The organism is Acidovorax sp. NN32, assembly GCF_057597245.1.
This window is the reverse complement of sequence record NZ_CP199679.1, coordinates 2,034,308-2,057,822: the sequence shown is the minus strand read 5'-3', so window position 1 is coordinate 2,057,822 and position 23,515 is coordinate 2,034,308. Positions and strand designations below refer to the sequence as shown.

Here is a 23,515-nt window from a genome sequence, read left to right as displayed (position 1 = left end):
GGTATCGGTCCGTTTGCTTCGTGGTTCTCAGTTTGCGCTGCCCCCTGGAGCAGTGCCTGGGCACTGCTCCAAGTGGCCAAGGCTCAGCGTGCAGCGGCCTGGGTGCCGTTCGACAAGCCCCAGACATAGGCCGACAGCACACCGATCTGCGCTTCTGTCAGCTTGTCCGCCTGTGCGGGCATCTGGTTGACCTTGCCGTTGTTGACCATGGCAGTGATGGCCGCCTCACCCCAGCCATGCAGCCAGATGTCGTCGGTCAGGTTGGGTGCACCCAGTGCCTGATTACCCTTGCCGTCCATTCCGTGGCAGGCTGCACACGCCGTGAACTTGGACTTGCCCAACGAAGCACGCAGCGAGTCATGCGGGCTGCCCGAAAGACTCAACACATAGTGCGAAAGATTGCGCACATCTTCGGGGGAGCCCACTGCGGCAGCCATGGGAGGCATGTTGCCGATACGGCCCTTCTCGATGGTTTCACGGATCTTCTCGGGTGCACCGCCATGCAACCAATCGCCATCAGCCAGATTGGGGAAACCCTTGCTACCCCGGGCGTCCGAGCCATGGCACTGCGCGCAGTTGTTCATGAACAGGCGCTCGCCAATGGCCTGGGCCTGAGGATCCTTGGCAATGTCTTCCGGCTTCATCGAGGCAAAGCGGGCATACAGCGGCTCCAGCTCGGCCTTGGCCTTGGCCATCTCAGCTTCGTATTCACCCTTCTGTGTCCAGTTGAGCTTGCCGGAAAAGCTACCCAGGCCAGGATAGGCGGCCAGGTAGCCCAGGCCGAAGATGATGGTGATGACAAACAGCCACACCCACCAGCGTGGCAGGGGGTTGTTCATCTCGACCAGGTCTTCGTCCCAGACGTGGCCGGTGGTGTTGTCGGACGTGGCCATCACCTTCTTACGGCCTGCCATCCAAAGCAGAATGCCGCAGGCGATGATGCCGACCAGGGTCAGCGTGGTCACAAAGACCGACCAGAAATTGCTGGTGAAGTCACTCATGGGGTGTTCTCGTTCTGGTGAAGGTCAATCTTGCTCGAAAGGCAGCTGGGCTGCCTCGTCGAACCGGGCCTTATTGCGGCCTCGGTAGGCCCAGACCCAGATGCCAATGAAACAGGCCATTGAAGCCAACGTGGCCACAATGCGCATGGTGGTGATGTCCATGGGGATATCTCCTTTACTTGAGCGCGCGGCCCATGACTTGTAGGTACGCAATCAGCGCTTCCATTTCCGTCTTGCCCTTGACATCAGCGGCAGACGCAGCGATCTGTTCGTCGGTGTACGGCACACCCACAGTGCGCAGGGCCTTCATGCGCGGCGCCACGCTGGCGGGGTCCACGGCGTTCTTCTCCAGCCAGGGGTAGGCAGGCATGTTCGACTCGGGCACCACATCACGCGGGTTGTTCAGGTGGATGCGGTGCCATTCGTCGCTGTACTTGCCTCCCACGCGGTGCAGGTCGGGGCCTGTGCGCTTGCTGCCCCACTGGAAGGGGTGGTCGTACACAAACTCACCCGCCACCGAATAGTGCCCATAGCGCAGGGTTTCAGCGCGGAAGGGGCGGATCATCTGCGAGTGGCAGTTGTAGCAACCTTCACGGATGTAGACGTCGCGGCCCACGAGTTGCATGGCGTTGTAAGGCTCCACGCCCTTGACCGCCTCGGTTGTGGACTTCTGGAAGAACAGTGGCACGATCTCTACCAGGCCGCCGATGGCGATGACCAGGAGGATCAGCACGATCATCAGGAAGTTGTTGGTTTCCACCTTTTCATGGGAGAAGCCGGTCGAATTCGATGGGTTGTTGTTAGACATGAGTTATCTCCTTCGGCTCAGGCGTGGGCCGCATTCACGGCAGGAATCGCCACCTTGACCGAACGGCCCGAGATCGCTGTCATCCACACGTTCCAGGCCATGACCAACATGCCACCCAGATACAGCAGGCCACCGGCCACGCGGATCACATAGAACGGATAGGTCGCCTTCACGCTTTCCACAAAGGTGTAGGTCAGCGTGCCGTCGGGGTTGATGGCGCGCCACATCAGGCCTTGCATCACACCGGCAATCCACATCGCGGCGATGTACAGCACGATGCCAATGGTGGCCATCCAGAAGTGCAGCTCAATGGCCTTGATGGAGTGCATCTTTTCGCGGCCAAACAGTCGGGGCACCAGGTAGTACAGCGAGCCCATCGAGATCAGACCCACCCAGCCCAACGCGCCAGAGTGCACGTGGCCCACGGTCCAGTCGGTGTAGTGGCTCAGGGCGTTGACGGTCTTGATGGACATCATCGGACCTTCGAACGTGGACATGCCGTAGAACGAGAGCGACACGATCAGGAAACGCAGGATGGGGTCGTCACGCAGCTTGTGCCATGCGCCCGACAGGGTCATGATGCCGTTGATCATCCCGCCCCAGCTGGGTGCCAGCAGGATCAGCGAGAACACCATGCCCACCGATTGCGTCCAGTCAGGCAGCGCGGTGTAGTGCAGGTGGTGAGGGCCGGCCCACATGTAGGTGAAGATCAAGGCCCAGAAGTGCACGATCGACAGGCGATACGAATACACGGGTCGTCCCGCCTGCTTGGGGATGAAGTAGTACATCATGCCCAGGAAGCCTGCGGTCAGGAAGAAGCCCACGGCGTTGTGACCATACCACCACTGCACCATGGCATCCTGCACACCGGCGTAGGCCGAGTAGCTCTTCATGAGGTCAGCCGGGATCGCAGCGCTGTTGACCACGTGCAGCAATGCCACAGCCAGGATGAACGCGCCAAAGAACCAGTTAGCCACATAGATGTGCTTGACCTTGCGCACACCGATGGTGCCAAAGAACACGATGGCATAGGACACCCAGACCAGCGTTATCAGGATGTCAATCGGCCATTCGAGTTCAGCGTATTCCTTGCCCTGGGTGTAGCCCATTGGCAGGCTGATGACGGCCCCGGCAATGACCAGCACCCATCCCCAGAAGGTGAAGGCCGCCAGGGGCCCGGCAAACAGGCGAACCTGGCAGGTGCGTTGCACCACGTAGTAACTGGTGGCGAACAGCGCACTGCCACCAAACCCAAAGATCACCGCATTGGTGTGCAAGGGTCGCAAGCGGCCATAACTGAGCCACGGAATGCCAAAGTTGAGTTCAGGCCAGGCAAGCTGGGCGGCGATGATGACGCCCACCAGCATGCCAACCACCCCCACAACCACGGCCAGGATAGAAAACTGCCGCACCACTGTATCGTTGTAGTGCGCAGCATTTGTTTTTGGAGAATCCATCGGGCACCTCTTTGTAATGCAGTAAGAGTTTGTTGCAGTCAGCTTTTTTGGGCATTGACACAAGTCAACCGTCTCGGAGAATCCGCTCTCCCTCTTGCTCGACACTCTCGAACTGGCCGTGGTAGACCGCCCACCACAGGCCCGCCAGAATCATCAGCACCAGCACCACGGACAGTGGAATCAGCAGATAAAGAATGTCCATCAGGCAGCCTCCAGCCAGCTTGTTTTTGAGATATCAATCGGCACAGCGCCCTGTTGTGGCCGCAGGTCTTCGCCTTGCGCAGGCAAAGCCGGCAGGTCGCGCGCAAGGCGCGCGGCGTTGAGCACCACCAGCAGCGAGCTGAGCGCCATGCCCAGCCCGGCCAACCAGGCTGGCATCCAGCCCACCACCGCCAGCGGAACACACAACGCGTTGTAGCCGGCAGCCCACCACAGGTTCTGGCGCACCACACGCAAGGTACGGCGCGCCAGCAGCACGGTCTGGGGCACCAGTGCCAAGCTGTCGCCCAGCACCACAAAATCGGCCTGCGACTGCGCCAGCGGCACCGCACGGCCAAATGCAAACGACACATGGGCCCCTGCCAGCACCGGGCCATCGTTCAGCCCATCGCCCACCATGGCCACCTGGTGGCCACCGGCCTGCAAGGACTGCAACGCAGCCAGCTTGCCCTGGGGCGTGCACTCGCCCGCAGCCTGGGCAATGCCCGCTTGCGCCGCCACACGTTGCACCGCGCCCACGCGGTCGCCCGACAGCAGTTGCACCGCCACGCCGCCCTGCTCCAGCGCAGTCACTACAGCCGGTGCCTCTGCGCGCAGGTCCTCCACCAGATCAAAGCGGGCCAGCTCGGACACTGCGCCGCTGACATGCTGCTCCGACAGCACCACCTGCAGCGCCGACCCCGCTTCTTCAGGCGCCACGCCTGCATGGTGCGCAGACCCCAGCCGGACCTGGCGCGCGGGCTGTCCGGCCCCCAATCTGTCGTGCACCCTGGCCACCAGGCCCTGCCCGGCTTCTTCCTGCAGATCGGTCACCGCCCAGCGACCATCGTCCAGCGCAGCAGCCGCAGCCACCACCGCTCGCGATGCAGGGTGCATCGAGTGGCGCGCCAGAGACGCCGCCAGAGCCAACACCTCTTCCGTGTTCCACCCATGGGCCGTGTGTACGGCCTGCAAGGCCATGCCGTCCCGCGTGAGCGTGCCGGTCTTGTCGAACACCACGGTGTCCACATGGGCCAGTGCCTCCAGCCCCTGCAGGTTGCGCACCAGCACACCATGGCGCGCCAGCGTGCCAGCGGCGGTGAGCATGGCCACCGGCGTGGCCAGCGACAGCGCGCAGGGGCAGGTGACGATGAGCACAGCCACCGCCACCATCAGGGCATGCCCCGGGTCGGACGGCCACCAGTACACCGCAGCCAGGCCCGCTGCCACGAGCACCGCCACCAGAAACGGCCGCGCAATGCGATCCGCCAATTGGGCAAGGCGTGGCTTTTGCAGCGACGCGCTTTCCATCAGCGCCACGATCTGGGCGAAGCGGGTCTGCCCGCCCGTGCCTTCCACATGCACCTCCACCGGCGCCTGCAGGTTGTAGCTGCCCGCCGTGACCGTGCTGCCCACGGGGCGCGCCACGGGGGTGGACTCGCCCGTCAGCAGGGATTCATCGGCGTGCGTGCTGCCCAGCGTGATGCGCCCATCGGCCGGAAACGCCTCGCCCGGCAGCACACGAATGGTGTCTCCCGCCACCACACGGCGCGTGGCCACGCGTACAAAGCTGCCATCGGCCGTGCGCCGCTCTACGCTATCGGGCAGGCGGTTCATCACAGCTTCCAGCGCACCGGCGGTGCGGTCGCGCAGGCGCAGCTCCAGCCAGCGGCCCGTGAGCAGGAAGAAAACAAACATCGTCAGCGAGTCGTAGTACACCTCCTTGCCGAAGATGCCTGCAGGGTCGAAGGTGCCCGCCGTGCTCACCACAAAGGTGATGGCCATGCCCAGCGCCACGGGCAGGTCCATGCTGACGCGGCGCAGGCGAATATCGCGCAGCGCACTGCTGAAGAACGGCCCACACGAGAACACCACCATGGGCAGCGTGATGACCCACGAGGCCCAGCGCAGCAACTGCTCCATCTCGCCCGTCAGGTCGCCAGGTTGCGCCACGTACGCGGGCCACGCGTACATCATCACCTGCATCATGCAAAAGCCTGCCACCAGCCAGCGCCACAGGGCACGGCGGTTCTCACGCTGGCGCTGCTCGCGCGCAAAGGCATCCATGGCGGGCATGGCGCGGTAGCCTGCCTTGTGCACAGCGTCCATCCACTGAGAGGGCCGAACTTGCGAAGGCTGCCACACCACGCGCGCACGGCGCGTGGCAGCGCTCACATCCGCCTGCAGCACGCCGGGCACGCTGCGCAGGGCATCTTCGATGGTGAGGGCACAGGCCGCGCAGTGCATGCCGTCCAGCACCACCTGGGAGTCCCAGGCACAGCTGGCGGGATCTTCGGCAGCCTGGCCCGTTGGCCCCACAGGCCGACCGAACGCCGACCACTCCTGCGGGTCGTCCAGCAGCACGGCGTGCGCGGCAGGCTCCGCATTGGAAACAGCATCGGGCGGATGTGCCGGGGAGGAGGCCGGCGCACCGGGTCGAAACATTGACATGGTTCAAGCCTATCGTTCGGGCATGACAGGTACATTGACCTGCATCAAGTCCCAGAACATGATTCATCCTAAGCTTGTTCCATCACTTTGAGGAGACCTTTATGTACAAACGCATCCTGATCGCAACGGACGGCTCACCCCTTTCCGACAAGGCCGTGGAACACGGACTGTCGCTGGCCGCGCTCACCGGCGCCTCTGCCGTGGCTCTCAAGGTGGTGCCCCGCTACCCCCGCAGTTACTTCGAGGGCGGCATGCCCGTCGATACCAACGACGTCAAGCGCATCGAAACCCAATGGGGCGATGCGGCACAGGCCATGGTCGATGGCGTGAAGGCCCAGGGCGACGCCCAAGGCGTGGCAGTCAAGGCCGTCATCGCCAAGTCCGACCTCGTGGCCGAAGCCATCATCTCGGCCGCCAAGAAGCACAAGTGCGACCTGATCGTGATGGCATCGCACGGCCGCAAGGGCCTCAAGCGCCTGTTGCTGGGCAGCGAGACGCAGCATGTGCTGACGCACTCGCACATCCCCGTTTTGGTGCTGCGTTGAGCATCAAAACAGGGCCTATCGCTTATCCACAAAGCACTGAAAGCTATTAAATACATAGCAAACCCCAAAAAGGCAAGACGCCTTCTCGGGGTTTTTTCATTCCCGGCTGGATTGCCGACAGCTCAGTGGTTGCCCAGATACAGCTGCGCCATGCGCTCATCGGCCAGCAGCCCCTGTGCGGGGCCCTGCAGCACGCACCGCCCCTGGTCCAGGATGTAGCCCTGCTGGCTGATCTGCAGCGCCTGGCGCGCGCGCTGCTCCACCATCAGCACCGCCACGCCTGCGGCGGGCAGCTTTTGCACCATGTCGAACACCTTGCCGACCAGCGAGGGCGCCAGCGCTGCCGTGGGTTCGTCCAACACCATGATGCGGGGCGAAGGCATGAGGGCCCGCGCAAAAGCCAGCTGCTGGCGCTCGCCGCCCGAGAGATTGCTGGCGGGCTGAGGCAATCGTTCCACCAGCGCCGGAAAGTCCGCCAGCACCTCATCCATGCGCTGCTTGAGGTGCTTCACGCCCCGCACCACTTGCAGGTTCTCGCGCACGGTGAGGGACGGGAACACATTCGCCACCTGCGGCACATAGGCCAGCCCTGCGTCAAAGCGGTCTTCGGCCGACAAGGCCGTGATGTCGCGCCCGCCCAGGTGGATGGTGCCCGCCACCCGTGGCAGCAGGCCCAGCAGGGCCTTCACCAGCGTGGACTTGCCCGCGCCGTTGGTGCCTGCAATGGTCACGATCTCGCCCGGTGCCACGGCCAAGTCAATGCCGTGGATGATGTCCACCTCGGAATACCCGCCGCGCAATTGCGCGATCTGCAGCAAGTTGTCTGCGCCGCTCATACCACCCCTCCCATGTAGGCTTCCTGCACGCGCGGGTCGTCCAGCACCGTGTGCGGGTCCCCCTCGGCCAGGATGGAGCCCCGGTCCATCACGATCATGCGATTGGACAGCGACTTGAGCGCCTGCAGGTGGTGCTCGATCACGATGAACGCGATGCCCTGCCCGTTCAGCTCGCGCACGCGGTCACAGATCTCTTCGATCAGCACCGGGTTCACCCCGGCAAACGGCTCGTCCAGCAAGATGCAGCGCGGGTCCAGCATCAGCACCCGGCCCAACTCCACCAGCTTCTTCTGCCCGCCCGACAAGCCCCCCGCCTTCACATCGCGCACCCGCGCCAGGTTCAAAAACTGCAGGATGCGGTCCGCCTTGGCAGACAACTGCGCCTCGTGCTCGCGCAGGCTGCGCGTCTGGAAGAAGGCATTCACCAGCCGCTCCCCTTGCGGGTTGGCGGCAGCCGCCATCAGGTTCTCGTGCACCGTGAGGCTCTTGAACTCGCGCGGAATCTGAAAGGTGCGCACCAGCCCCAGCCGCGCGCGGCGATAGGGGGGCATGCGGGTAATGTCCTGCCCCTCAAAGTGGATCTGCCCTGCATCCGCTGGCTGCTGCCCGGCAATGGCCGCAAACAATGTGCTTTTGCCCGCACCGTTGGTGCCTGCAATGCCCAGAATCTCGCCCGTGCCCAGTTGCAGCGACACACCGTCCACCGCCTTGAAGCCCCCGAATTGCCGCGTGACGGCATCTACTTTCAGCATCGTTGTCATTTGCTCACTCCCGAGCCACCGAACAGGCCGTTGGGCTTGTACAGAGTGACCAGAATCAGCGCCAGGCCCACCGCAGCCAAACGCAGGCTGGCCATGCCAACTTCTGACACGCCCGGCACCCAGTCCTTGGCAAAGCGCGAGCCCTCCAGAAACACCATGAGCAGCAGCGAGCCAAACACCGCACCACGCACCGTGCCCGAGCCGCCCATCACCAGCCCCATCCACACATAAAACGTGATGAGCGGGATGAACTGCTCTGGCGTGATGAAGGTGATGAAGTGCGCATAGAACGCCCCCGCCACACCCGCCAGCGCCGCCCCCAGCATGAACACCTGCACCTTGAACCAGGCAGGGTCCTTGCCCAGGGCCGACAACGCGGGCTCATCGTCGCCAATGGCCTTGAGCAGCCGCCCAAACGGGCTGGCCGCCAGGCGCACCGTGCCCCAGGCCACCACCGCAACCACAGCCAGCAGCGTGGCAAAAATCGCCATGTCCGACACACCACTGCCCCAGGACGCAAACAGCTTGGGCAAGCCGGGCAAGCCCTGCACGCCCTTGGTGAGCCAGCTTTCTTGCTGGATGGAAATACGCACCGCCTCCGAAAAACCCAGCGTCACGATGGCCAGGTAATCATCGCGCAGGCGCAGCGACAGCAGGCCAATGGGCAGCGCCAGCAAGCCCGAGAGCACAGCCGCCGCCACAAAACACAGCACCAGCGGCACGCCTTGCAGCGCCAGCAAGCCCGAGGTGTAGGCGCCCACGGCAAAGAACGCCACGACGCCAAAATTGACCAGCCGGGTCAGGCCGAACTGCAGGTTCAGGCCCAGCGCCAGCAGGCAATAGATAAGCGCAACGATGCCAATGGCACACAGGTAGGCAATCATCGGTCGAACTCCTTACCGCACCAGTTGCACGCGGCCCATGATGCCCGCCGGGCGCACCAGCAGCACCAGGGCCAACACCACAAACGACAGCACCAGCTTGTACGACGGCCCCATCAGTGGCACCGCCAGCTCTTGCGCCACGCACAGCAGCAGCGCACCCAGCACCGCGCCCACCGGGCTACCGATGCCACCCAGCACCATGGCGGCAAACGCGGGGATCAGGCTCTCCCACCCCATCTCGGGGCTGACCACGGCCTTCATGCCCAGCAGCACGCCGCCCAGCGAGGACAATGCACCCACCAGCAACCAAAGGCTCAGCATCAACCCATTGGCGCGAATGCCGCTGGCCCGCGCCAAGTCCGCACTGTCGGCCACGGCGCGCAGCTGGCGGCCAAAGCTGGTGCGGTAGATCAGCACAAACACCACCATCAGGCAAACGGCGGCCACCGCCGCAATGGCCAGGTCGGTGGGCAACACGCGAATGCCGCCAAAGTTCCAGGCGCGCACCAGGGGCAGGTCAAACGTGCGCTGGTCATGCCCGGCAAAAAAGCCGATCAGGCTGCGCAGCAAAAACCCGAGGCCAATGGCCGCGAGCATGGACGACACCATGGGCCGCCCGGCCAGCTTGCGAAAGATCAGCGTGTACGAGCCCGCCGACACCACAGCCGTGACCACCATGCAGATGAGCGCCGCAGCCCACAGCGGCCAGCCCCCCAGCAGCTGCACCGCCACGGCAGCGTAGGCGCCAGTAGTGAGCATGTCGCCCGTGGCTGCGTTGGGAAAGCGGTTGACGCCCATCACCAGGGTCATGGCCAGGGCAGGCAGTGCCACCACCAGGCCTTCGATCAATCCGTTGATCAGCAGGTTTACAAAGTCGATCCAGGTCATTGCGTCATTCCGTCATCCCATGCACATCTGCGCTGTGCGCCGCAAAAAAATGCCCGGGGCCTGCACCTGGCAGGCGCACCGGGCGCTGTCCATCACATCATGATGGACACCACGTCGCGCCGCACCAGTTGGCCCTTTTCGATGATGAACACGCCAAAGTCCGGCGTCACATCGCCCGCCTTGTCAAAGTCCAGCTTGCTCGATGCGCCTTCGTAGTTCACCTTGGCCTTTTTGGCCAGTTGCGCCTTGCCTTCGGCAAAGGTGAACACGGCCGTGCCGGGGGCGTTGGAGACATCGCGCAGCTTGGCGTTGATCTGCTCTACCGTGGCCTTGGGACCAGCGGCCTCCATGGCCAGCGCCAGCGAGATCACCATGTCGTACGCCATGGCGGCGTAGATGTTGGTGGAGGCCGCCTTGCCCGTAGCCTTGGTGAAGGCGGCATCAAATTGGGCGTAGGAGGCGCTCTTTTCGTTGGACACCGTCTCCACCGAAATGATGCCCTCGCACACCTCAGCGCCCAGGGCCTTCACCAGATCGGGATTGGCCGCCCAGCCGGGGATGACCCATTTGTTATCGGCGCCCGACTGGAACCACTCGCGCAGGATGATGGTGGTGTCGGGCAGGTACGAGCCCATCACGATCACATCGGGCTTGGCCGCCAGAATCTTCTGCAGCTCGCTGCGGTAGCTGGGGCGGCTGGGCTCGTAGGTGACATGCGCCGCCACCTTGCCACCCCGCTTTTCCCAAGCCTTGGTGAAGCCCTCCACATTGCCCAGGCCGGATGCGTTGTTGAACGCCATGGTGGCCGGGCGCTTGAAGCCGCGCTTGGTGCAGATCTCGGCAAACGCCGCGCCAAAGCGGTCGTTGGTGGCCTGAAAGCGCCACACCAGGTCCTTGGTGTCCAGCGTAGAGATGGCGGGCGCGCCCGACACATTCATCTCGATGATGCCTGCGGCATCGGTCAGCGGCATCACCGCCAGCGACACGCCCGATGCCCAGGTGCCCAGCACCGCCTGCACCTTGTTCACTTCGATCAGTTTCTTGGCGGCCAGCACGGCCGCGTCGGGCTTGGTTTGCGAGTCTTCTGTGAACAACTCCAGCTTTCGACCACCGGCCCCGCCAGCGGCATTGACCTCATCCACCGCCAGGCGAATGGCCTGCTGCATGCCAGGGCCGTAGGGGCTGCCTGCGCCCGTGATGGGCGTGAGCGAGCCGATGCGAAACACATCGCCTTGCTGGCTGAAGCTGATGGAGGGAAGGCACTGCAGGGCAGCAGCCGCGCCGCCGAGTTTGACGAAATTTCTACGTTGCATGGTGTTCTCCGGTGAGGGGGTGGGATGGGGTTGAGAGGAAATCAAAGCGTGTTCTTGACCCACACGCCGTCCTTGGCGATGGCGCGAATGCGCTCGCCCTGGTTCAACAGGCAGGTGACGTCGGTCAGCGGGTCGCCATCGACCAGCAACAGATCGGCCACGGCACCCGCCGTGATCTCGCCCAGCTGGCCTTGCTGGCCCAAAATCTCGGCGCCAATCAGCGTGGCCTGCTGCAGCACGGGGCCGTTGCCCAGAATCTCCGCGCGCAGGCGCAACTCGTCGGACTGCAGGTAATGCGTTTCGGCCAGCAGGTCGCTGCCCAGGCCCATCTTCACGCCCGCTTTAGCCAAAATCTTGATGGCCTCTTTGCCCTGCCCGCGCACGCTGTCAATCTTGGCGACCGAGGCTGCGGGCAAGCCATAACGCTCACCCTCATTGGCCAGGCCTTCATAAGTGATGAGCGTGGGCACCATGAAAGCCCCCATCTCGGCCATGAACTCTGCCGTAGGCGCATCCACCAGATTGCCATGCTCGATGGTGCGCACCCCGCAGCGCACCGCGCGGGCAATGGCGCGGGGCGTGTATGCGTGGGCCATGACGTAGGTGTTGGCATTGGAGGCCTCTTCCACAATGGCGTGCAGCTCGGCTTCGGAATAGCCCAGATTGCCAATCGGGTCGTTGGGCGACGCCACGCCGCCCGATGCCATCACCTTGATCTGCGTGGCGCCCTTCAGGATTTCTTCACGCACCGCCAGGCGGCAAGCATCCACGCCATCGACCACGCGGCCGATGTTGCCGAGCTTGTAGGCGCACGAACACACATCCAGGTCATCGTTGCGCGGCCGGAAATCCGCATGCCCGCCGGTTTGCGACAGCGCCTTGCCCGCAGGAAAGATGCGCGGCCCCTGCACCAGCCCCGTGCGCACCGCCTCGGCCAGCGACCAATCCGCCCCGCCCGCATCGCGCACGGTGGTAAAGCCCCGCTCCAGCATGCCCTTCATGATGGGCAGCGAGCGCATCATGGTGAACACATTGGGCATCTTGGCCACGGCGCCAAGGTTGAACGACGACGCCACCACGTGCACGTGGCAGTCGATCAGGCCGGGCATCAGGGTCATGCCCTTGGCGTCGAGCGTGGTTATGCCTTCTGGCACCTGCAGGTCGGTGCCTACCGCCGCAATGCGGCCGTCCTGCACCAAAACGGACAAGCCGGTGCGCAGGGTGAGTGCATGAACATCCAGCACACGGCTGTTTTCAATCAACAAAGAGGTCATGAGATTCGTCAAAGTGGGCGCCATGGCTTCAAATTACTCATAGCCCGGCTTTACTGGGGGCATGAGCACCATCAAGCATCCATCTGGTGCAATGCAGCCTCTACAGAGTGAGACACTTGACACGTTGCTGTCACAGGACGCATTTATCGGGCCAATTGCCCTTCTCCGCAACGCCTAAAATCTCACCATCCCATGAGCTGTACTCATACCCTGTAAGTCACACCCATGCGCCGCCTGTGCCCCACCATCTCTGAGCTGAACGCCTTTCACTCCGCCGCCAAGCACCAGGCCTTCACCATGGCCGCGCGCGAGCTGTGCGTGACGCAAAGCGCCATCAGCCGCCACATTGCCGCGCTGGAGGACTACCTGGGCCAGAAGCTGTTCATCCGCAAGGCGACGGGGCTGGAGCTGACCGAGGCGGGCGCCACTTACCTCAACGCCACCCGCCCCGCCATGGCCGCGCTGGAATCGGCCACGGCACAGCTCATGTCGTACGGGGGCGATGGCGGCTCGCTCAACCTGTCCGTGCCGCCCACGTTTGCGGCGCAGTGGCTGTTTCCGCGCCTGGGCCACTTCAAGCGCACGCTGCCGCAGGTGTCGCTGAACTTTGTGCGCTACCAGCACGCGCACGACTTTGCGACGCCGCACGAGTTTGACGCCGCCATCCAGTACGGCTACGGCAACTGGCCCAGCGCCAATGCGCGCTACCTGATCGGCAAAGAGACCAGCATCGTCTGCAGCCCCCAACTGCGCGACGCCCTGCCCTTGCGCACCCCGCAAGACCTGGTGCGCGCCACGCTGCTGCAACACATCGAAGTACCCCTGGCCTGGCAAGACTGGATGGAGGCTAACGGCCTGGACACCAGCGCCAGCCGCTTCGGGCCGGGCTTCAACCTCTACTCGCTCATCATCCGCGCGGCAGTCTCAGGCTTTGGCGTGGGCATCGTGCCCACGTGCCTGGTGGAAGACGAATTGCAGGCAGGCACGCTGGTAGAGCCCCTGAAAGACCGCTTTGACAGCCCCCTGGGCTACTACCTGTGCGCGCCCACGGCCCGCACCAACTTGTCGGTGTACCGGCTGGTGGCCGGGTGGCTGGAGCATTGCTGCAACCATGGGGATGGGGCTGCTGCGCCTGTGGCTGCAGAGGCCGGGGCGGGCTGCATCTTTTGCGCGCCACCGCAAGGACTGGGGAGCGCCAACACCGTCACCACGGCCAAGGTCACGGCGGGTTGACAAAGCCAGATCCGTGCGCTGGCAGGCCTGCGCGTGGGATAGCAGCCTATGGCGCGGCGCGAACATTTTTTAATCAAATAGGGCTCTGACGCTTATCCATCAAGCGCAAACAGCTATCAACAATATAGCAACCACTGTTTGCACGACCCAGCTGCCAACGAAGCATTCGGCAGCATCCGCCCGCGCGGGCACGAAGCCCCCTCACCCACCCACCCAAGGGCAAATTTCAATGCGCCCGGCACTGCGAAGAGGTGCTGGAAACCACGGAGTAATCGAAGTCTGCATCGATGGAGATGCACGCCGACTCGGGTGATGACGGCGGAAACCACGCCACCAGTTCACCGCCATTTCTGGCAATGTGAAAGAAGCGGTCCACCTTGGACCAATCCGCTCTGAAACCATCACTGTCTGAGCAGAACATCCTGGTGCTGGTGTAGCCCTTGCCGGAAACGACGTAGCTGTATTCCACCACCGGAAACTGGGCGATGAACTGGCGCGTTCCTCTACGTACTTGCACTGGGCGACTATCAATTTTGGTAAACCGCACCGGTGTGCTCAAGTAGGCACATTGGGGAACCGGAGGAGTCAAAAATAGGGGTGCAAGGGATGCCCCAATAATCGCAAACAGGGCAATTGCGAGGGCGACGGCGAGGATGCGGCGATTCATTGATGGGGTCTGACGAGGCTGAAATGGACTGATTCCGCATTGCTACCGATGGTATTTGACGGACCGCATATGACGATGCACACAGCTTTATGCTGTCAACGACGGCCAAGCAGCAAAACCAATTCATGAACCTCTCAAAGCGCATCGAATTCTCTCCAACGCTCTGAGTTCAGCCGCCGCGTAGCGGTCGGCTGCGACGAACATTGAGACCCGAAGGCCAAAAGGGAGCGCCCTGAATTGGAGAAGGGCGCAGCCCACGCAAAAGCGCTGGGTACCGAAGGGTGCACGGCGCTACAATATTGATAGCTTTTAGCGCTTGCAGCACAGGCACCCAGAGGCCAAAAAAGCCTGAAACTGACGAAGCGAACGCAGGCGGAGCCCAGCAGAGCGCCAAAACCCCCAAAGAGAAACCTTTGAGAAGGGCGAAGCGCTGGAGTTAATGGCGGCCTGGATATGCGAGTCAGGTTGAGCGACCTGTTATGTTTTAGATTTTATAATTTCGCAGGAGCGAAATATTTTGTCTTCCTTTATTTTATTAGTTATATCAACGGCAAGAGCTTCACCACGCTCCTTTATTGGAATAGCAGTTCCACCGCGATAAAAATTCGTATCTGCCCTCCACACCGTTTTATTGGTTTGCACATCAACCAATTTGACATTATAGATTGCATGAAAAATGCCGTATTCATTTCTTGTTCCACCATTTCGGCGAACACTCATAATAGTATCGGCTTTAAACGTTTTCATTTTATTGAGATGAACTTTCTCATCCAGCTCTAATGAAGAAATTCTACTCACCTCCAAAGCAGCACCGCAATCTCTTGCAATAGCACCCAGCTTTGCTTGGAAGGAATCGAAAAAATCTTTCCCAAATTCACTACCTACATCGGTCAGTACAAAAATACGTTTGGGCTCTTTAGTGTAATTTTCCGCCTTATTGGAAGCGATTGTTGTTGGCGCAACACAGGCGCTAAGAAGTACAGAAACGATAAATATCAAAAGTGTATTGCGACCAGTGTTCATAGACTCCCCATATTTCGGATGACGATATTACTTTAATAAAACATAACGTTTGAATTCAGCCGACCAGCCAGCGAAGCTGGCGCAGGTCGGCTGCAATGAATGGTTATGCCGCATCGCTCGCCCAGTGAAGTTCAACCTTGTCTAGCTGCCCTGGGCTCAATGCGAGCGCGTCCGCTTCTTGGATTTCGTTCCAGTTGATCGGCGGCCAGCGCTGAGCCGCTTCGTTCATCTGAGTCAGCTCAGCGACCTGCTGCTTTGCAATTGACAGGGCTCGGCTCGCCGCTTCACGTACGCTGGGAGCTTGAACAAATCCGGACAAATCGAACGAGTCAACTTTTCCGGAGCGGACGAAACCTTCGCCGATGCCAAGTACTTGCCAGACGCTCATTGCGGCCACCTCATGAGGCATAACGTAGAAGTAACCGGCACCGAAGCGCCAGCGAAGGGAACCCAAATGCGCAGCATTTGGGTGTCCGGTTGACTGCCAGGTTATGCCTCACTGCCAGGAATTCCACGTAGCGCTTCTCGGGCGGACATAACGACGCCGGGAGCACTAGAGGATGCCATCTCGAGGAGGACTTCCCTTTCCAGTGGATGCGTTCCCTCGCCAAGTATGTAAGCCAGGTGCTCCTGTCGTGGTTCCGGCCACGATCTCCATTGGCTTTTGATCTGGCACATAACCAACTGCGGGTCTGCATCAATGATGGAACGCGCCTCGATACACCCAACATCAGACCAATAGTCCGCATCGGGAAGATCCAGAAGTTCCGCCAGACGCTCAATCATTGACTTGGTTCGCTGAAGCATAACGGACAAAGTAAGCTGCCCGCCTTTGGCGGGTCAGCTTGACTGCCGGGTTAGGCGGGGCAACTGAGCGAAGCAAGACGGTCTCCTTTAAAATCGGCGGTAATTTTCTTGTCACTTCCCTTGGCTGCACTCCATGTCGCCAAAGATTCGGTTGAGCTTTCTGGCATACCCAATTGGAAATACACCGCTGATCTTGGAGAGCCCGCGCTAAGATTTTTGCAGGAAGCAACCGGGTTGGCCCAAGATCCACAGCTTCCATTTTTAAAACAAGTCCGCGCTATGCACACCCCATCGACGGATGCCCACTTTCCATTTCGAACACCACAAAGCTGTCTATCGATTTTTTCGCCGGCCACAAAGTACCCGAGGCCAGTAACCAAGGCCAAGGCGATCACTGCGAAGGGGATGCGATTCTTCATGGCCTAACGCCTGAGTTAAGCCGAGACGCAAAGCGGCATCGGCTTGAATAAATTGTTAGGGCTTGTTCTGTTTACCAGTCTCCTGCAATGCTCGGACAAGGTCTGGAGTGAGGTCACGATTTGGTTCATTACGAAGAATGAGGACGTTGATGATGCTCATATACATATAGTCGTGGTTCTTGGGGTCCATACGCGCGACGAGATCAACTGCAAGCTTTGTATCTTGAAGTTTCACGAGCTTGCCGAAGCCTTCAAGGGCTTGCGAAGTACTCTTGTTGTGTACGTAAAAGAATGCAGCTGAAATGAATTGCGCGACTACGCCAGCGACCCCAAGAACTACGGATTCGCTCAATTTATTCCGGTCGTAGAAATAGGCAATGAACGCAAGAATCACAACGATTAGGCCCGCCGCAGAAGCAACGACACTGCTCCAAAAGCTGACCTTCTGCTGGAAAAGGGTGGAGCCGTAGAACTCATGAAGTTTTTGAATGAATGGGTCACTAGTTTGAACCGGTGCTTCTTGGCTCACGAAATTCTCCATTGCAATGCCTAACTAGATTTAGGCGAAAAAATCAAAACAACAGAAGTCTGACAACGCATTTCGACACGGCTATTTCGCTGGCAGTATGCATGCCCTCGCCTTTTAGGCAAACCTAAAATTCTGCGGATGGACGCATTCCGATGCTTGTTCTGATCGGGCCCGCCAAGGCGGGCCTGGATGTCAGCCTTTCAACTTCAGGCAAACAACCCCTTGTACTGATCCCGCAACAAGTTCTTCTGCACCTTCCCCATCGTATTGCGCGGCAGCTCCGCCACCACAAAACACTTCTTGGGAATCTTGAAGTTGGCCAGCTGCGACTTAAGCTGGGCCACGATGGCATCGGCATCCAGTTTGGCACCGGGCTTGGCGATGACCACAGCAACGCCCACTTCGCCAAAGTCGGGGTGCGGCACGCCGACCAGGGCGCTTTCGGCCACGCCGGGCATGTCGTTGATGTAGCCCTCGATCTCTGCCGGATAGACGTTGTAGCCGCCGCTGATGATGAGGTCTTTGCTGCGGCCTACGATGTGGACGTAGCCGCGCTCATCGACCTTGCCCACGTCACCGGTCTTGAAGTAGCCGTCTTTGGTGAACTCTTCCGCCGTCTTCTCGGGCATGCGCCAGTAGCCCTTGAACACGTTGGGGCCCTTGACCTGGATGCCGCCGATCTCGCCCACGGGCAGGTCTTTGCCGTCGTCGCCCTGCACGCGCAGGCTCACGCCCGGCAGGGGGAAGCCGACGGTGCCACCACGGCGCTCATCCTCGCCTTTGTATCGCTTGTCGGCGCTGTAGGGGTTGCTGGTGAGCATGATGGTTTCGCTCATGCCGTAACGCTCCAGAATGGTGTGGCCGGTGCGTTGCTGCCATTCCTTGAAGGTTTCGATGAGCAGCGGTGCAGAGCCTGCAATGAACAGGCGCATGTTCTTCACGGCCTCTTTGGTCAGGCCGGGCTCTGCCAGCATGCGCACGTACAGCGTGGGCACGCCCATGAACACGGTGGCGCGGGGCATGGCGCCGATGACGGCCTTGGGGTCGAACTTGGCCATCCAGATCATCTTGCTGCCGTTGATGAGCGCACCGTGGATGGCGACGAACAGGCCGTGGACGTGGAAGATGGGCAGCGCGTGGATGAGCACATCGCCCTTCTTCCAACCCCAGTAATCCTTCAGCATCACGGCGTTGCTGAGCATGTTGCCGTGCGTGAGCATGGCGCCCTTGCTGCGGCCGGTGGTGCCGCTGGTGTAGAGGATGGCGGCCAGGTCGTCGGCACTGCGGGCCACGGCCTGGTGCTCATCGCTGTGGTGGGTGGCGCGCTCGAGCAGGCTGCCGGTGCGGTCGTCGCCCAGGGTGAACACATGCTGCGTGCCCAGCGTGAAGGCAATCTTGCTGACCCAGCCGAAGTTGCCGGGCGAGCACACCACCACCGCGGGCTCGGCGTTGCCGATGAAGTATTCGATCTCGGCGCTTTGGTAGGCGGTGTTGAGTGGCAGGAACACGTAGCCCGCGCGCAGCGTGGCCAGGTACAGGGCCATGGCTTCGACGGACTTTTCCACCTGCACGGCCACGCGGCTGCCTTGGGGCAGCTTGAGCGATGCGAGCAGGTTGGCGATGCGGGCGCTGGCGCGGTCCAGGTCGCGCCAGGTGTAGAACAGCGGGGTGCCGTCTGCCGCCATGGTCTCGACGGCGGTGCTGTCCAGGTCAGACGGGAAGGCTGCGCGCAGGGCGCTGAAGAGGTTGTTTTGGCTCATGGCAGTTGGACGGTTTTAAAGGTTTGGATCAACAAGGCGGGCGGGGCCCGTCAAAACAACGGCGCGCGTTTTTCAAGGAACGCGGTGATGCCTTCGCGGTGCTCGGCGCTGTCCGCGTAGGCATAGGGGTCAGGCGCCCCGTTTACTATATTTTTCATAGCTGCTTGTGCTTTACCATCAAGCGCCAGATGCATTTTTAATGCCCGAAATGTCTGTTTGTTCATACGGGCTGCCTGCGGCGCCAATGCGGCGATCCGCTGTGCGCTGCCCAGGGCCTCGGTGGCCACCATGTCGTCGGCCACCACACGGCTCAGAAAGCCGCGTGCCAGCATGTCAGGGGCGCTGAAGGTGGCGGCCTCCAGCAGCATCTGGCGTGCGGTCACGTCACCCACAGCACCCGCCACCAGCTGCGCCTCGCGCGGGGCCATCGGGAAACCGAGCTTGGCAATCGGCGCGCCAAAACGCGCACCACTGCCCGCCACGCGGATGTCGCAGCAGCTGGCAATCTCCACCCCGGCACCCATGCAGGCGCCACGGATCTGCGCCACGATGGGCACGTCGCACTGGAGCATGGTGTTGAGCCCACCCCAGACATCGTTCTCATGAAAGTCGCGCAAGGCAGCGGCGTCAAACCGAAAGCCGGGGTACTCCGAAATGTCACCGCCCGCACAGAAGGCATCGCCCTCCCCCGCAATGAGCACGCAGCGCACATCGCTGCGCTGCTGGATGTCTTCAAACACCACACGCAGCTGCCGCCACATGCCACGCGACATGGCGTTCAGCCGCCCGGAGTGGCGCAGGGTGACGTGCGCCACTCCACGCTCACCCGATTCCATCAACACTTCACCCGACATCTCGGCAACCTATCAAGTTATGCACATTACTCAGCCCTGAAAGCCCGCGCTACACCATCGCGTGTGCCACCGTGGAACCGGCTTTGCCGGGCCACGGGTGGCGTCCCCCTTCAGGGGGAAGGCGCAAAGCGCCACAGGGGGTTAATCAAGCTTTGCGCCAGAGGCCTTCACCACCGCCGCCCAGCGCTTGACCTCGCTGCTGACCATGCCCGCAAACTGCTGCTGGGTCATGCCGCCGTATTCGGCGCCGTTGTTGGCCCAGATCGTTTTGAGTTCGTCGGCGCTGCCCAGCTTGCGCACCTCGTCCACGATGCGCGCCTGCACATCGGCGGGGGTGCCCTTGGGTGCCCACAGGCCGTACCAGGTGGTGACGGTGTAGTCGGGCAGGCCAACTTCGGCGGCGCAGGGTACGTCTGGGAACGCGGCATTGCGCTTGGGGCCCGACACCATGAGCGCCTTGATACGCCCACCTTTGATGTGGGACGCCGAGGAACCCAGCCCGTCAAACATCATGTCCACTTGCCCACCAATCAGGTCCTGCAGCGCGGGGCCGGCACCCCGGTAGGGGATGTGGGTGATGAAGGTGCCCGTCTGCTGCTTGAACAGCTCGCCCGCCAGGTGGTGCGACGTGCCAGCGCCCGCAGACCCGTAATTGAGCTTGGCGGGGTTGCGCTTCACATAGTCCATGAACTGCTGGAAGTTGTTGACCGGCACGTTCTTGGGGTTGACCACCACCACCTGGGGCACGTTGGCCAGCAAGAACAGCGGAATGAAGTCCTTCTCCAGGTCGTAGTCGAGCTTGGGGTACATCGACGGGGCGATCGCGTGGTGCACGGCCCCCATGAAGAGCGTGTAGCCGTCTGGTGCGGCCTTGGAGGCAAAGCTGGCCCCCACGGTGCCGCCCGCGCCCCCTCGGTTGTCGATCACCAGCGTCTTGCCGGTGGCCTTGGAGAACTGCGCTGCCAAGGGGCGCGCAAAGGCATCGGTGCCGCCGCCCGCTGGGAACGGCACCACCAGGTTCACCGGCTTGGTGGGCCAGGCCGATGCCTGGGCCCATGCAGGCACCGTGCCCGTGGCCAGCCCCAAACCTGTGGCAGCAGCCCCCAGCAACACCTCACGGCGCTGAATTCGCATGTCTTTCATTCCTTGTCTCCTGTCGTCGTTGTAAAAAAGGAAAGCAGGCCTACGGTGCCCCACCGTTCAAAACCGTGCCAGGCACCTGCCACCATCGGCTGGCTCCCCTCTGAGGGGGTCCATCGGCCATTGTCTGCGCCGATGATGACGATGATGGCATTGCGCGGCACCGGGGCCTGCGGTCAGTCACGGCACAGGCTGTCGATGTCCCCCGACACCGGCACCTTGCCTTGCGCGAGCAAGCTGCGGTGCTTGTCGATGCGCTTGAGGTCGTACAGGTAATTCACCATCAGCCCGTACGATTGTTTCAGTCCTTTGCTGGACGGGTCTCCCGCCCAGTTCAGGCGTTCCACCCGCGCTCCGTTGCCCAGGTGGAAGCGGGCCACCGGGTCCACTGGCTTTCCGTCCTGCAGCTCACGGGCCAGGTAGCGTGCGGCGCACTCCATCAGCATCTGGCGCACGGGCGATCGGGCATCGAGGTCGGTGGCCTTGTCGAGCGCAGCCAGCAGATGGGTGGCCTGCGGGGGTTCAAAGCCCACGGCCCGGCCCAGCTCGGTGCGGCGCTTGTCATCCAGGCGCTCCAGCATCGCACCGGCATGCTTGCCCAGCCAAGCGCGGAAACCCGGAATCGGCGACAACGTGGCAAAGGTGCGCAACCGGGGAAATTCGGCCGTGAGGGTCTCCACCACATGCTTGATGAGTGAATCGCCAAAGCTCACGCCGCGCAGCCCGGTCTGGGTGTTGCTGATCGAATAGAAAATCGCCGTGGTGGCCCGCCCGATGTCAGCGGGTGCCGCCGCTTCGTCGAGCAAAGGCGTGATGCTGGACGAGATTTTGTCCACCAGCGCCACCTCCACAAAGATCAGCGGCTCGTTGGGCAAACGCGGATGAAAGAAGCCGTAGCAGCGGCGGTCGCTGTCGAGCCGGTTTTTCAGATCGGCCCAGCTGCGGATGTCGTGCACGGCCTCGTACTTGATGAGCTTTTCGATCAGCGAGGCGGGCGAGTCCCACGACAGGCGGCGTAGCTCCAGAAAAGCCACGTCAAACCAGGTCGAGAACAGGTGCTCCAGTTCGGCATCCAGCGCCAACAGGCGCTTGTCGGACTTGAGCAGGGGCAGCAGCTCGGCACGCATGTCCAGCAAGAACCGCATGCCTTCAGGGAACGCAGAAAAACGCTGCAGCAGCCGCGTGCGCGGCGACACCAGTGCGCGGCGCAGGCTGATCTCGGCCTGGCCTTCTTCGGCCGTGCCAGCCGCCGCTTCGTAGCGCTGGCGGGCCGATTTGAAGCGCGTGGCGTCGGGGGCGAACTGCTCGCACATCAGCAGCCACATGTCGCGGCGCTCTTCGGGCTCGGCCTTGGCATACCACTCGGCCACGGCCTGGGCGCGGCGGCCGCCTTCGATCTCGCTCACCTGCGGGGCCACCACCTCCTGCAGGTCGGCCAGCAGGCGGCGCAGCGCGCGGGGCGACAGAGCCTCCTGCCCGCGCCGCAGCGTGGCCTGCAGCCGCTCGTTGGTGGAACGCGGTACGGCGACCTTGGCCACCACATCGGTCACCGATTTGTCGAGCCCGGCGCGGACCGGTTTGTCGGCCGCCTTCTCGCTTGCCTTCTCGCCGGTCTTGTCAGCGGGCTTGTCTGCGGCGGGCGCTGTCGTGCGCAGGCGCGACACGCTGCGGGTGATCCATTCGGGGGTGCTGTTGATCATGGGGTGAGCCTCGATTGCTGGTTGCGGGCTACGTCGCGCAGCGCATCGCGCTGGCGCAACAGATGGTTGCGCATGGCCTCTTCGGCGGCGTCGCAGTCGCGCGCCTTGAGCGCGGCGAACACCGCCAGGTGCTCGGCCAGGCTTTGCTGCAGGCGGCCCGGCACATGCAATGTTTGCGCTCGCGCCAGGCGCAGGATCTTTCGCAGATCGCCAATCACCTGGGCCAGCCAGCGGTTGTCCGCCAGTGTGATGAAGGCCTCGTGAATGGCGTAGTTGGCTTCGTAGTAGTCGGCGATCAGGCCTTCGGACGCAAATTGCTGCAGCCGCTGGTGCAACACCTCAAGCGCCGCAACATCCGCCGCCACCGCCTTGCGCGTGGCCTCATGCGCTGCGCGGCCTTCAAGCAGTGCGATCACCGGAAAAAGGTCATCCAGGTCGCGTTCGGTGATCTCGGCCACAAAACATCCCCGGCGTGGCTCGTGGCGCAGCAAGCCCTCCGCCACCAGCACTTTGAGCGCCTCGCGCAGCGGCGTGCGCGAAATAGCGAGCCGCTCACACAAGGCCGCTTCGTCCAGAAAACTCCCGGGTGGCAAGGCGCCCGCGAAGATTTGCTCGCGCAGGCGCGAGGCGGCTTCGTCGTGCAGTGAGTTGGGAACCGGGCGCATGGTGCGGGGAAAACTCCAGGGTGTCAGGGTGCGCAGGCAATACGCCTGCATCTATTGCTGCCAACGCGGCTTCAAATGCTGCCAAACGTCAACATCACTCTGAATAGCTCGTAATTTCTCATAATTACGCAAAATCACAAGAGGAAAACCCTGAAATGTGCTGATGGGGCGACAAACGGTGCACCCATGGTGCAGAGATGCAACACGAGGGCCGTTTCATTTCGGTAAAAAGCCGCATGGGAAGCGCGGCGGAGGCGGGTCAACACATCGCCCCGCCTACCCACCGGCAGAGCACTTACCTT

Annotated in this window: 25 protein-coding genes; 2 read left to right on the top strand and 23 right to left on the bottom strand. The window is 62.1% G+C overall.

Features of this window, described 5'->3' with window-relative positions; translation table 11 throughout:
- Positions 1-83: 83 nt before the first annotated feature.
- The 6 genes from ccoP to ACT89O_RS09495 form a co-directional block, all read right to left on the bottom strand.
- Positions 84-1,001 carry a cytochrome-c oxidase, cbb3-type subunit III gene (gene ccoP, locus ACT89O_RS09520; RefSeq protein WP_055395196.1) on the bottom strand — a complete coding sequence of 306 codons (918 nt, stop codon included), beginning with the start codon at positions 999-1,001 and terminating at the stop codon, positions 84-86.
- A gap of 24 nt (positions 1,002-1,025) precedes the next feature.
- Positions 1,026-1,163, bottom strand: a complete 138-nt coding sequence (locus ACT89O_RS09515) for a cbb3-type cytochrome oxidase subunit 3 (protein WP_055395194.1) — start codon at positions 1,161-1,163, stop codon at positions 1,026-1,028.
- A 13-nt stretch (positions 1,164-1,176) separates the two neighbouring features.
- Positions 1,177-1,809 (bottom strand): cytochrome-c oxidase, cbb3-type subunit II, encoded by a 633-nt coding sequence (ccoO, locus tag ACT89O_RS09510; protein ID WP_055395192.1) that lies wholly within the window; start codon positions 1,807-1,809, stop codon positions 1,177-1,179.
- A gap of 17 nt (positions 1,810-1,826) precedes the next feature.
- Entirely contained in the window at positions 1,827-3,266 is a 1,440-nt protein-coding gene (ccoN, locus tag ACT89O_RS09505) for a cytochrome-c oxidase, cbb3-type subunit I (RefSeq protein WP_055395190.1), read from the bottom strand.
- Positions 3,267-3,330: 64 nt separating this feature from the next.
- Complete coding sequence (ccoS, locus tag ACT89O_RS09500; protein WP_008906189.1) at positions 3,331-3,468, bottom strand: cbb3-type cytochrome oxidase assembly protein CcoS; 138 nt, start codon at positions 3,466-3,468, stop codon at positions 3,331-3,333.
- A complete protein-coding gene (locus ACT89O_RS09495; RefSeq protein WP_487262837.1) occupies positions 3,468-5,909 on the bottom strand; it encodes a heavy metal translocating P-type ATPase in 2,442 nt (813 codons plus the stop codon). Before ACT89O_RS09495 ends, ccoS begins: the two co-directional genes overlap by 1 nt.
- 107 nt (positions 5,910-6,016) lie before the next feature.
- On the opposite strand from ACT89O_RS09495, the gene ACT89O_RS09490 reads away from it, so the two are divergent.
- Positions 6,017-6,460: a universal stress protein gene (locus tag ACT89O_RS09490; protein WP_055395188.1), complete on the top strand. Its 444-nt coding sequence runs from the start codon at positions 6,017-6,019 to the stop codon at positions 6,458-6,460.
- A gap of 122 nt (positions 6,461-6,582) precedes the next feature.
- Here ACT89O_RS09490 and ACT89O_RS09485 read toward each other — a convergent pair whose 3' ends face one another.
- The 6 genes from ACT89O_RS09485 to ACT89O_RS09460 form a co-directional block, all read right to left on the bottom strand.
- Complete coding sequence (locus ACT89O_RS09485) at positions 6,583-7,296, bottom strand: ABC transporter ATP-binding protein (RefSeq protein ID WP_108625129.1); 714 nt, start codon at positions 7,294-7,296, stop codon at positions 6,583-6,585.
- Entirely contained in the window at positions 7,293-8,048 is a 756-nt protein-coding gene (locus ACT89O_RS09480; RefSeq protein ID WP_487262447.1) for an ABC transporter ATP-binding protein, read from the bottom strand. The genes ACT89O_RS09485 and ACT89O_RS09480 overlap by 4 nt, the downstream gene beginning before the upstream one ends.
- A 5-nt stretch (positions 8,049-8,053) precedes the next feature.
- Positions 8,054-8,941, bottom strand: coding sequence for a branched-chain amino acid ABC transporter permease (locus tag ACT89O_RS09475; protein WP_487262446.1), 888 nt, complete (start codon positions 8,939-8,941; stop codon positions 8,054-8,056).
- A gap of 12 nt (positions 8,942-8,953) precedes the next feature.
- On the bottom strand, positions 8,954-9,829 hold the full coding sequence (locus tag ACT89O_RS09470; protein ID WP_487262445.1) for a branched-chain amino acid ABC transporter permease: 876 nt from the start codon (positions 9,827-9,829) through the stop codon (positions 8,954-8,956).
- 92 nt (positions 9,830-9,921) lie between these two features.
- Complete coding sequence (locus tag ACT89O_RS09465) at positions 9,922-11,142, bottom strand: ABC transporter substrate-binding protein (RefSeq protein ID WP_487262444.1); 1,221 nt, start codon at positions 11,140-11,142, stop codon at positions 9,922-9,924.
- Positions 11,143-11,183: 41 nt separating this feature from the next.
- On the bottom strand, positions 11,184-12,416 hold the full coding sequence (locus tag ACT89O_RS09460; protein WP_487262443.1) for a metal-dependent hydrolase family protein: 1,233 nt from the start codon (positions 12,414-12,416) through the stop codon (positions 11,184-11,186).
- Between the two features lie 225 nt (positions 12,417-12,641).
- Between ACT89O_RS09460 and ACT89O_RS09455 the strand changes: the two genes are divergently transcribed.
- The gene (locus tag ACT89O_RS09455; RefSeq protein WP_487262442.1) at positions 12,642-13,649 is read left to right on the top strand and encodes a LysR substrate-binding domain-containing protein; all 1,008 of its coding nucleotides are present in this window, start codon (positions 12,642-12,644) and stop codon (positions 13,647-13,649) included.
- Positions 13,650-13,875: 226 nt separating this feature from the next.
- On the opposite strand, the gene ACT89O_RS09450 is transcribed toward ACT89O_RS09455, so the two are convergent.
- The 11 genes from ACT89O_RS09450 to ACT89O_RS09400 form a co-directional block, all read right to left on the bottom strand.
- On the bottom strand, positions 13,876-14,316 hold the full coding sequence (locus ACT89O_RS09450; RefSeq protein WP_487262441.1) for a hypothetical protein: 441 nt from the start codon (positions 14,314-14,316) through the stop codon (positions 13,876-13,878).
- Between the two features lie 134 nt (positions 14,317-14,450).
- Positions 14,451-14,651, bottom strand: coding sequence for a DUF1010 domain-containing protein (locus tag ACT89O_RS09445; RefSeq protein WP_487262836.1), 201 nt, complete (start codon positions 14,649-14,651; stop codon positions 14,451-14,453).
- A gap of 142 nt (positions 14,652-14,793) precedes the next feature.
- Positions 14,794-15,339 (bottom strand): hypothetical protein, encoded by a 546-nt coding sequence (locus tag ACT89O_RS09440; RefSeq protein WP_487262440.1) that lies wholly within the window; start codon positions 15,337-15,339, stop codon positions 14,794-14,796.
- A gap of 103 nt (positions 15,340-15,442) precedes the next feature.
- Positions 15,443-15,727: a hypothetical protein gene (locus ACT89O_RS09435; RefSeq protein ID WP_487262439.1), complete on the bottom strand. Its 285-nt coding sequence runs from the start codon at positions 15,725-15,727 to the stop codon at positions 15,443-15,445.
- 469 nt (positions 15,728-16,196) lie between these two features.
- Positions 16,197-16,565, bottom strand: a complete 369-nt coding sequence (locus tag ACT89O_RS09430; protein ID WP_487262438.1) for a hypothetical protein — start codon at positions 16,563-16,565, stop codon at positions 16,197-16,199.
- Between the two features lie 55 nt (positions 16,566-16,620).
- The gene (locus ACT89O_RS09425; protein ID WP_147433216.1) at positions 16,621-17,094 is read right to left on the bottom strand and encodes a TRADD-N-associated membrane domain-containing protein; all 474 of its coding nucleotides are present in this window, start codon (positions 17,092-17,094) and stop codon (positions 16,621-16,623) included.
- Positions 17,095-17,300: 206 nt separating this feature from the next.
- On the bottom strand, positions 17,301-18,854 hold the full coding sequence (locus ACT89O_RS09420) for a malonate--CoA ligase (protein WP_121419619.1): 1,554 nt from the start codon (positions 18,852-18,854) through the stop codon (positions 17,301-17,303).
- Between the two features lie 50 nt (positions 18,855-18,904).
- Positions 18,905-19,708 (bottom strand): enoyl-CoA hydratase/isomerase family protein, encoded by an 804-nt coding sequence (locus ACT89O_RS09415; RefSeq protein ID WP_487262437.1) that lies wholly within the window; start codon positions 19,706-19,708, stop codon positions 18,905-18,907.
- A 141-nt stretch (positions 19,709-19,849) separates the two neighbouring features.
- Entirely contained in the window at positions 19,850-20,851 is a 1,002-nt protein-coding gene (locus ACT89O_RS09410) for a Bug family tripartite tricarboxylate transporter substrate binding protein (protein WP_055401430.1), read from the bottom strand.
- Between the two features lie 173 nt (positions 20,852-21,024).
- A complete protein-coding gene (locus ACT89O_RS09405; RefSeq protein ID WP_436130894.1) occupies positions 21,025-22,548 on the bottom strand; it encodes a malonyl-CoA decarboxylase in 1,524 nt (507 codons plus the stop codon).
- A complete protein-coding gene (locus tag ACT89O_RS09400; RefSeq protein ID WP_487256438.1) occupies positions 22,545-23,213 on the bottom strand; it encodes a GntR family transcriptional regulator in 669 nt (222 codons plus the stop codon). Before ACT89O_RS09400 ends, ACT89O_RS09405 begins: the two co-directional genes overlap by 4 nt.
- Positions 23,214-23,515: the final 302 nt, after the last annotated feature.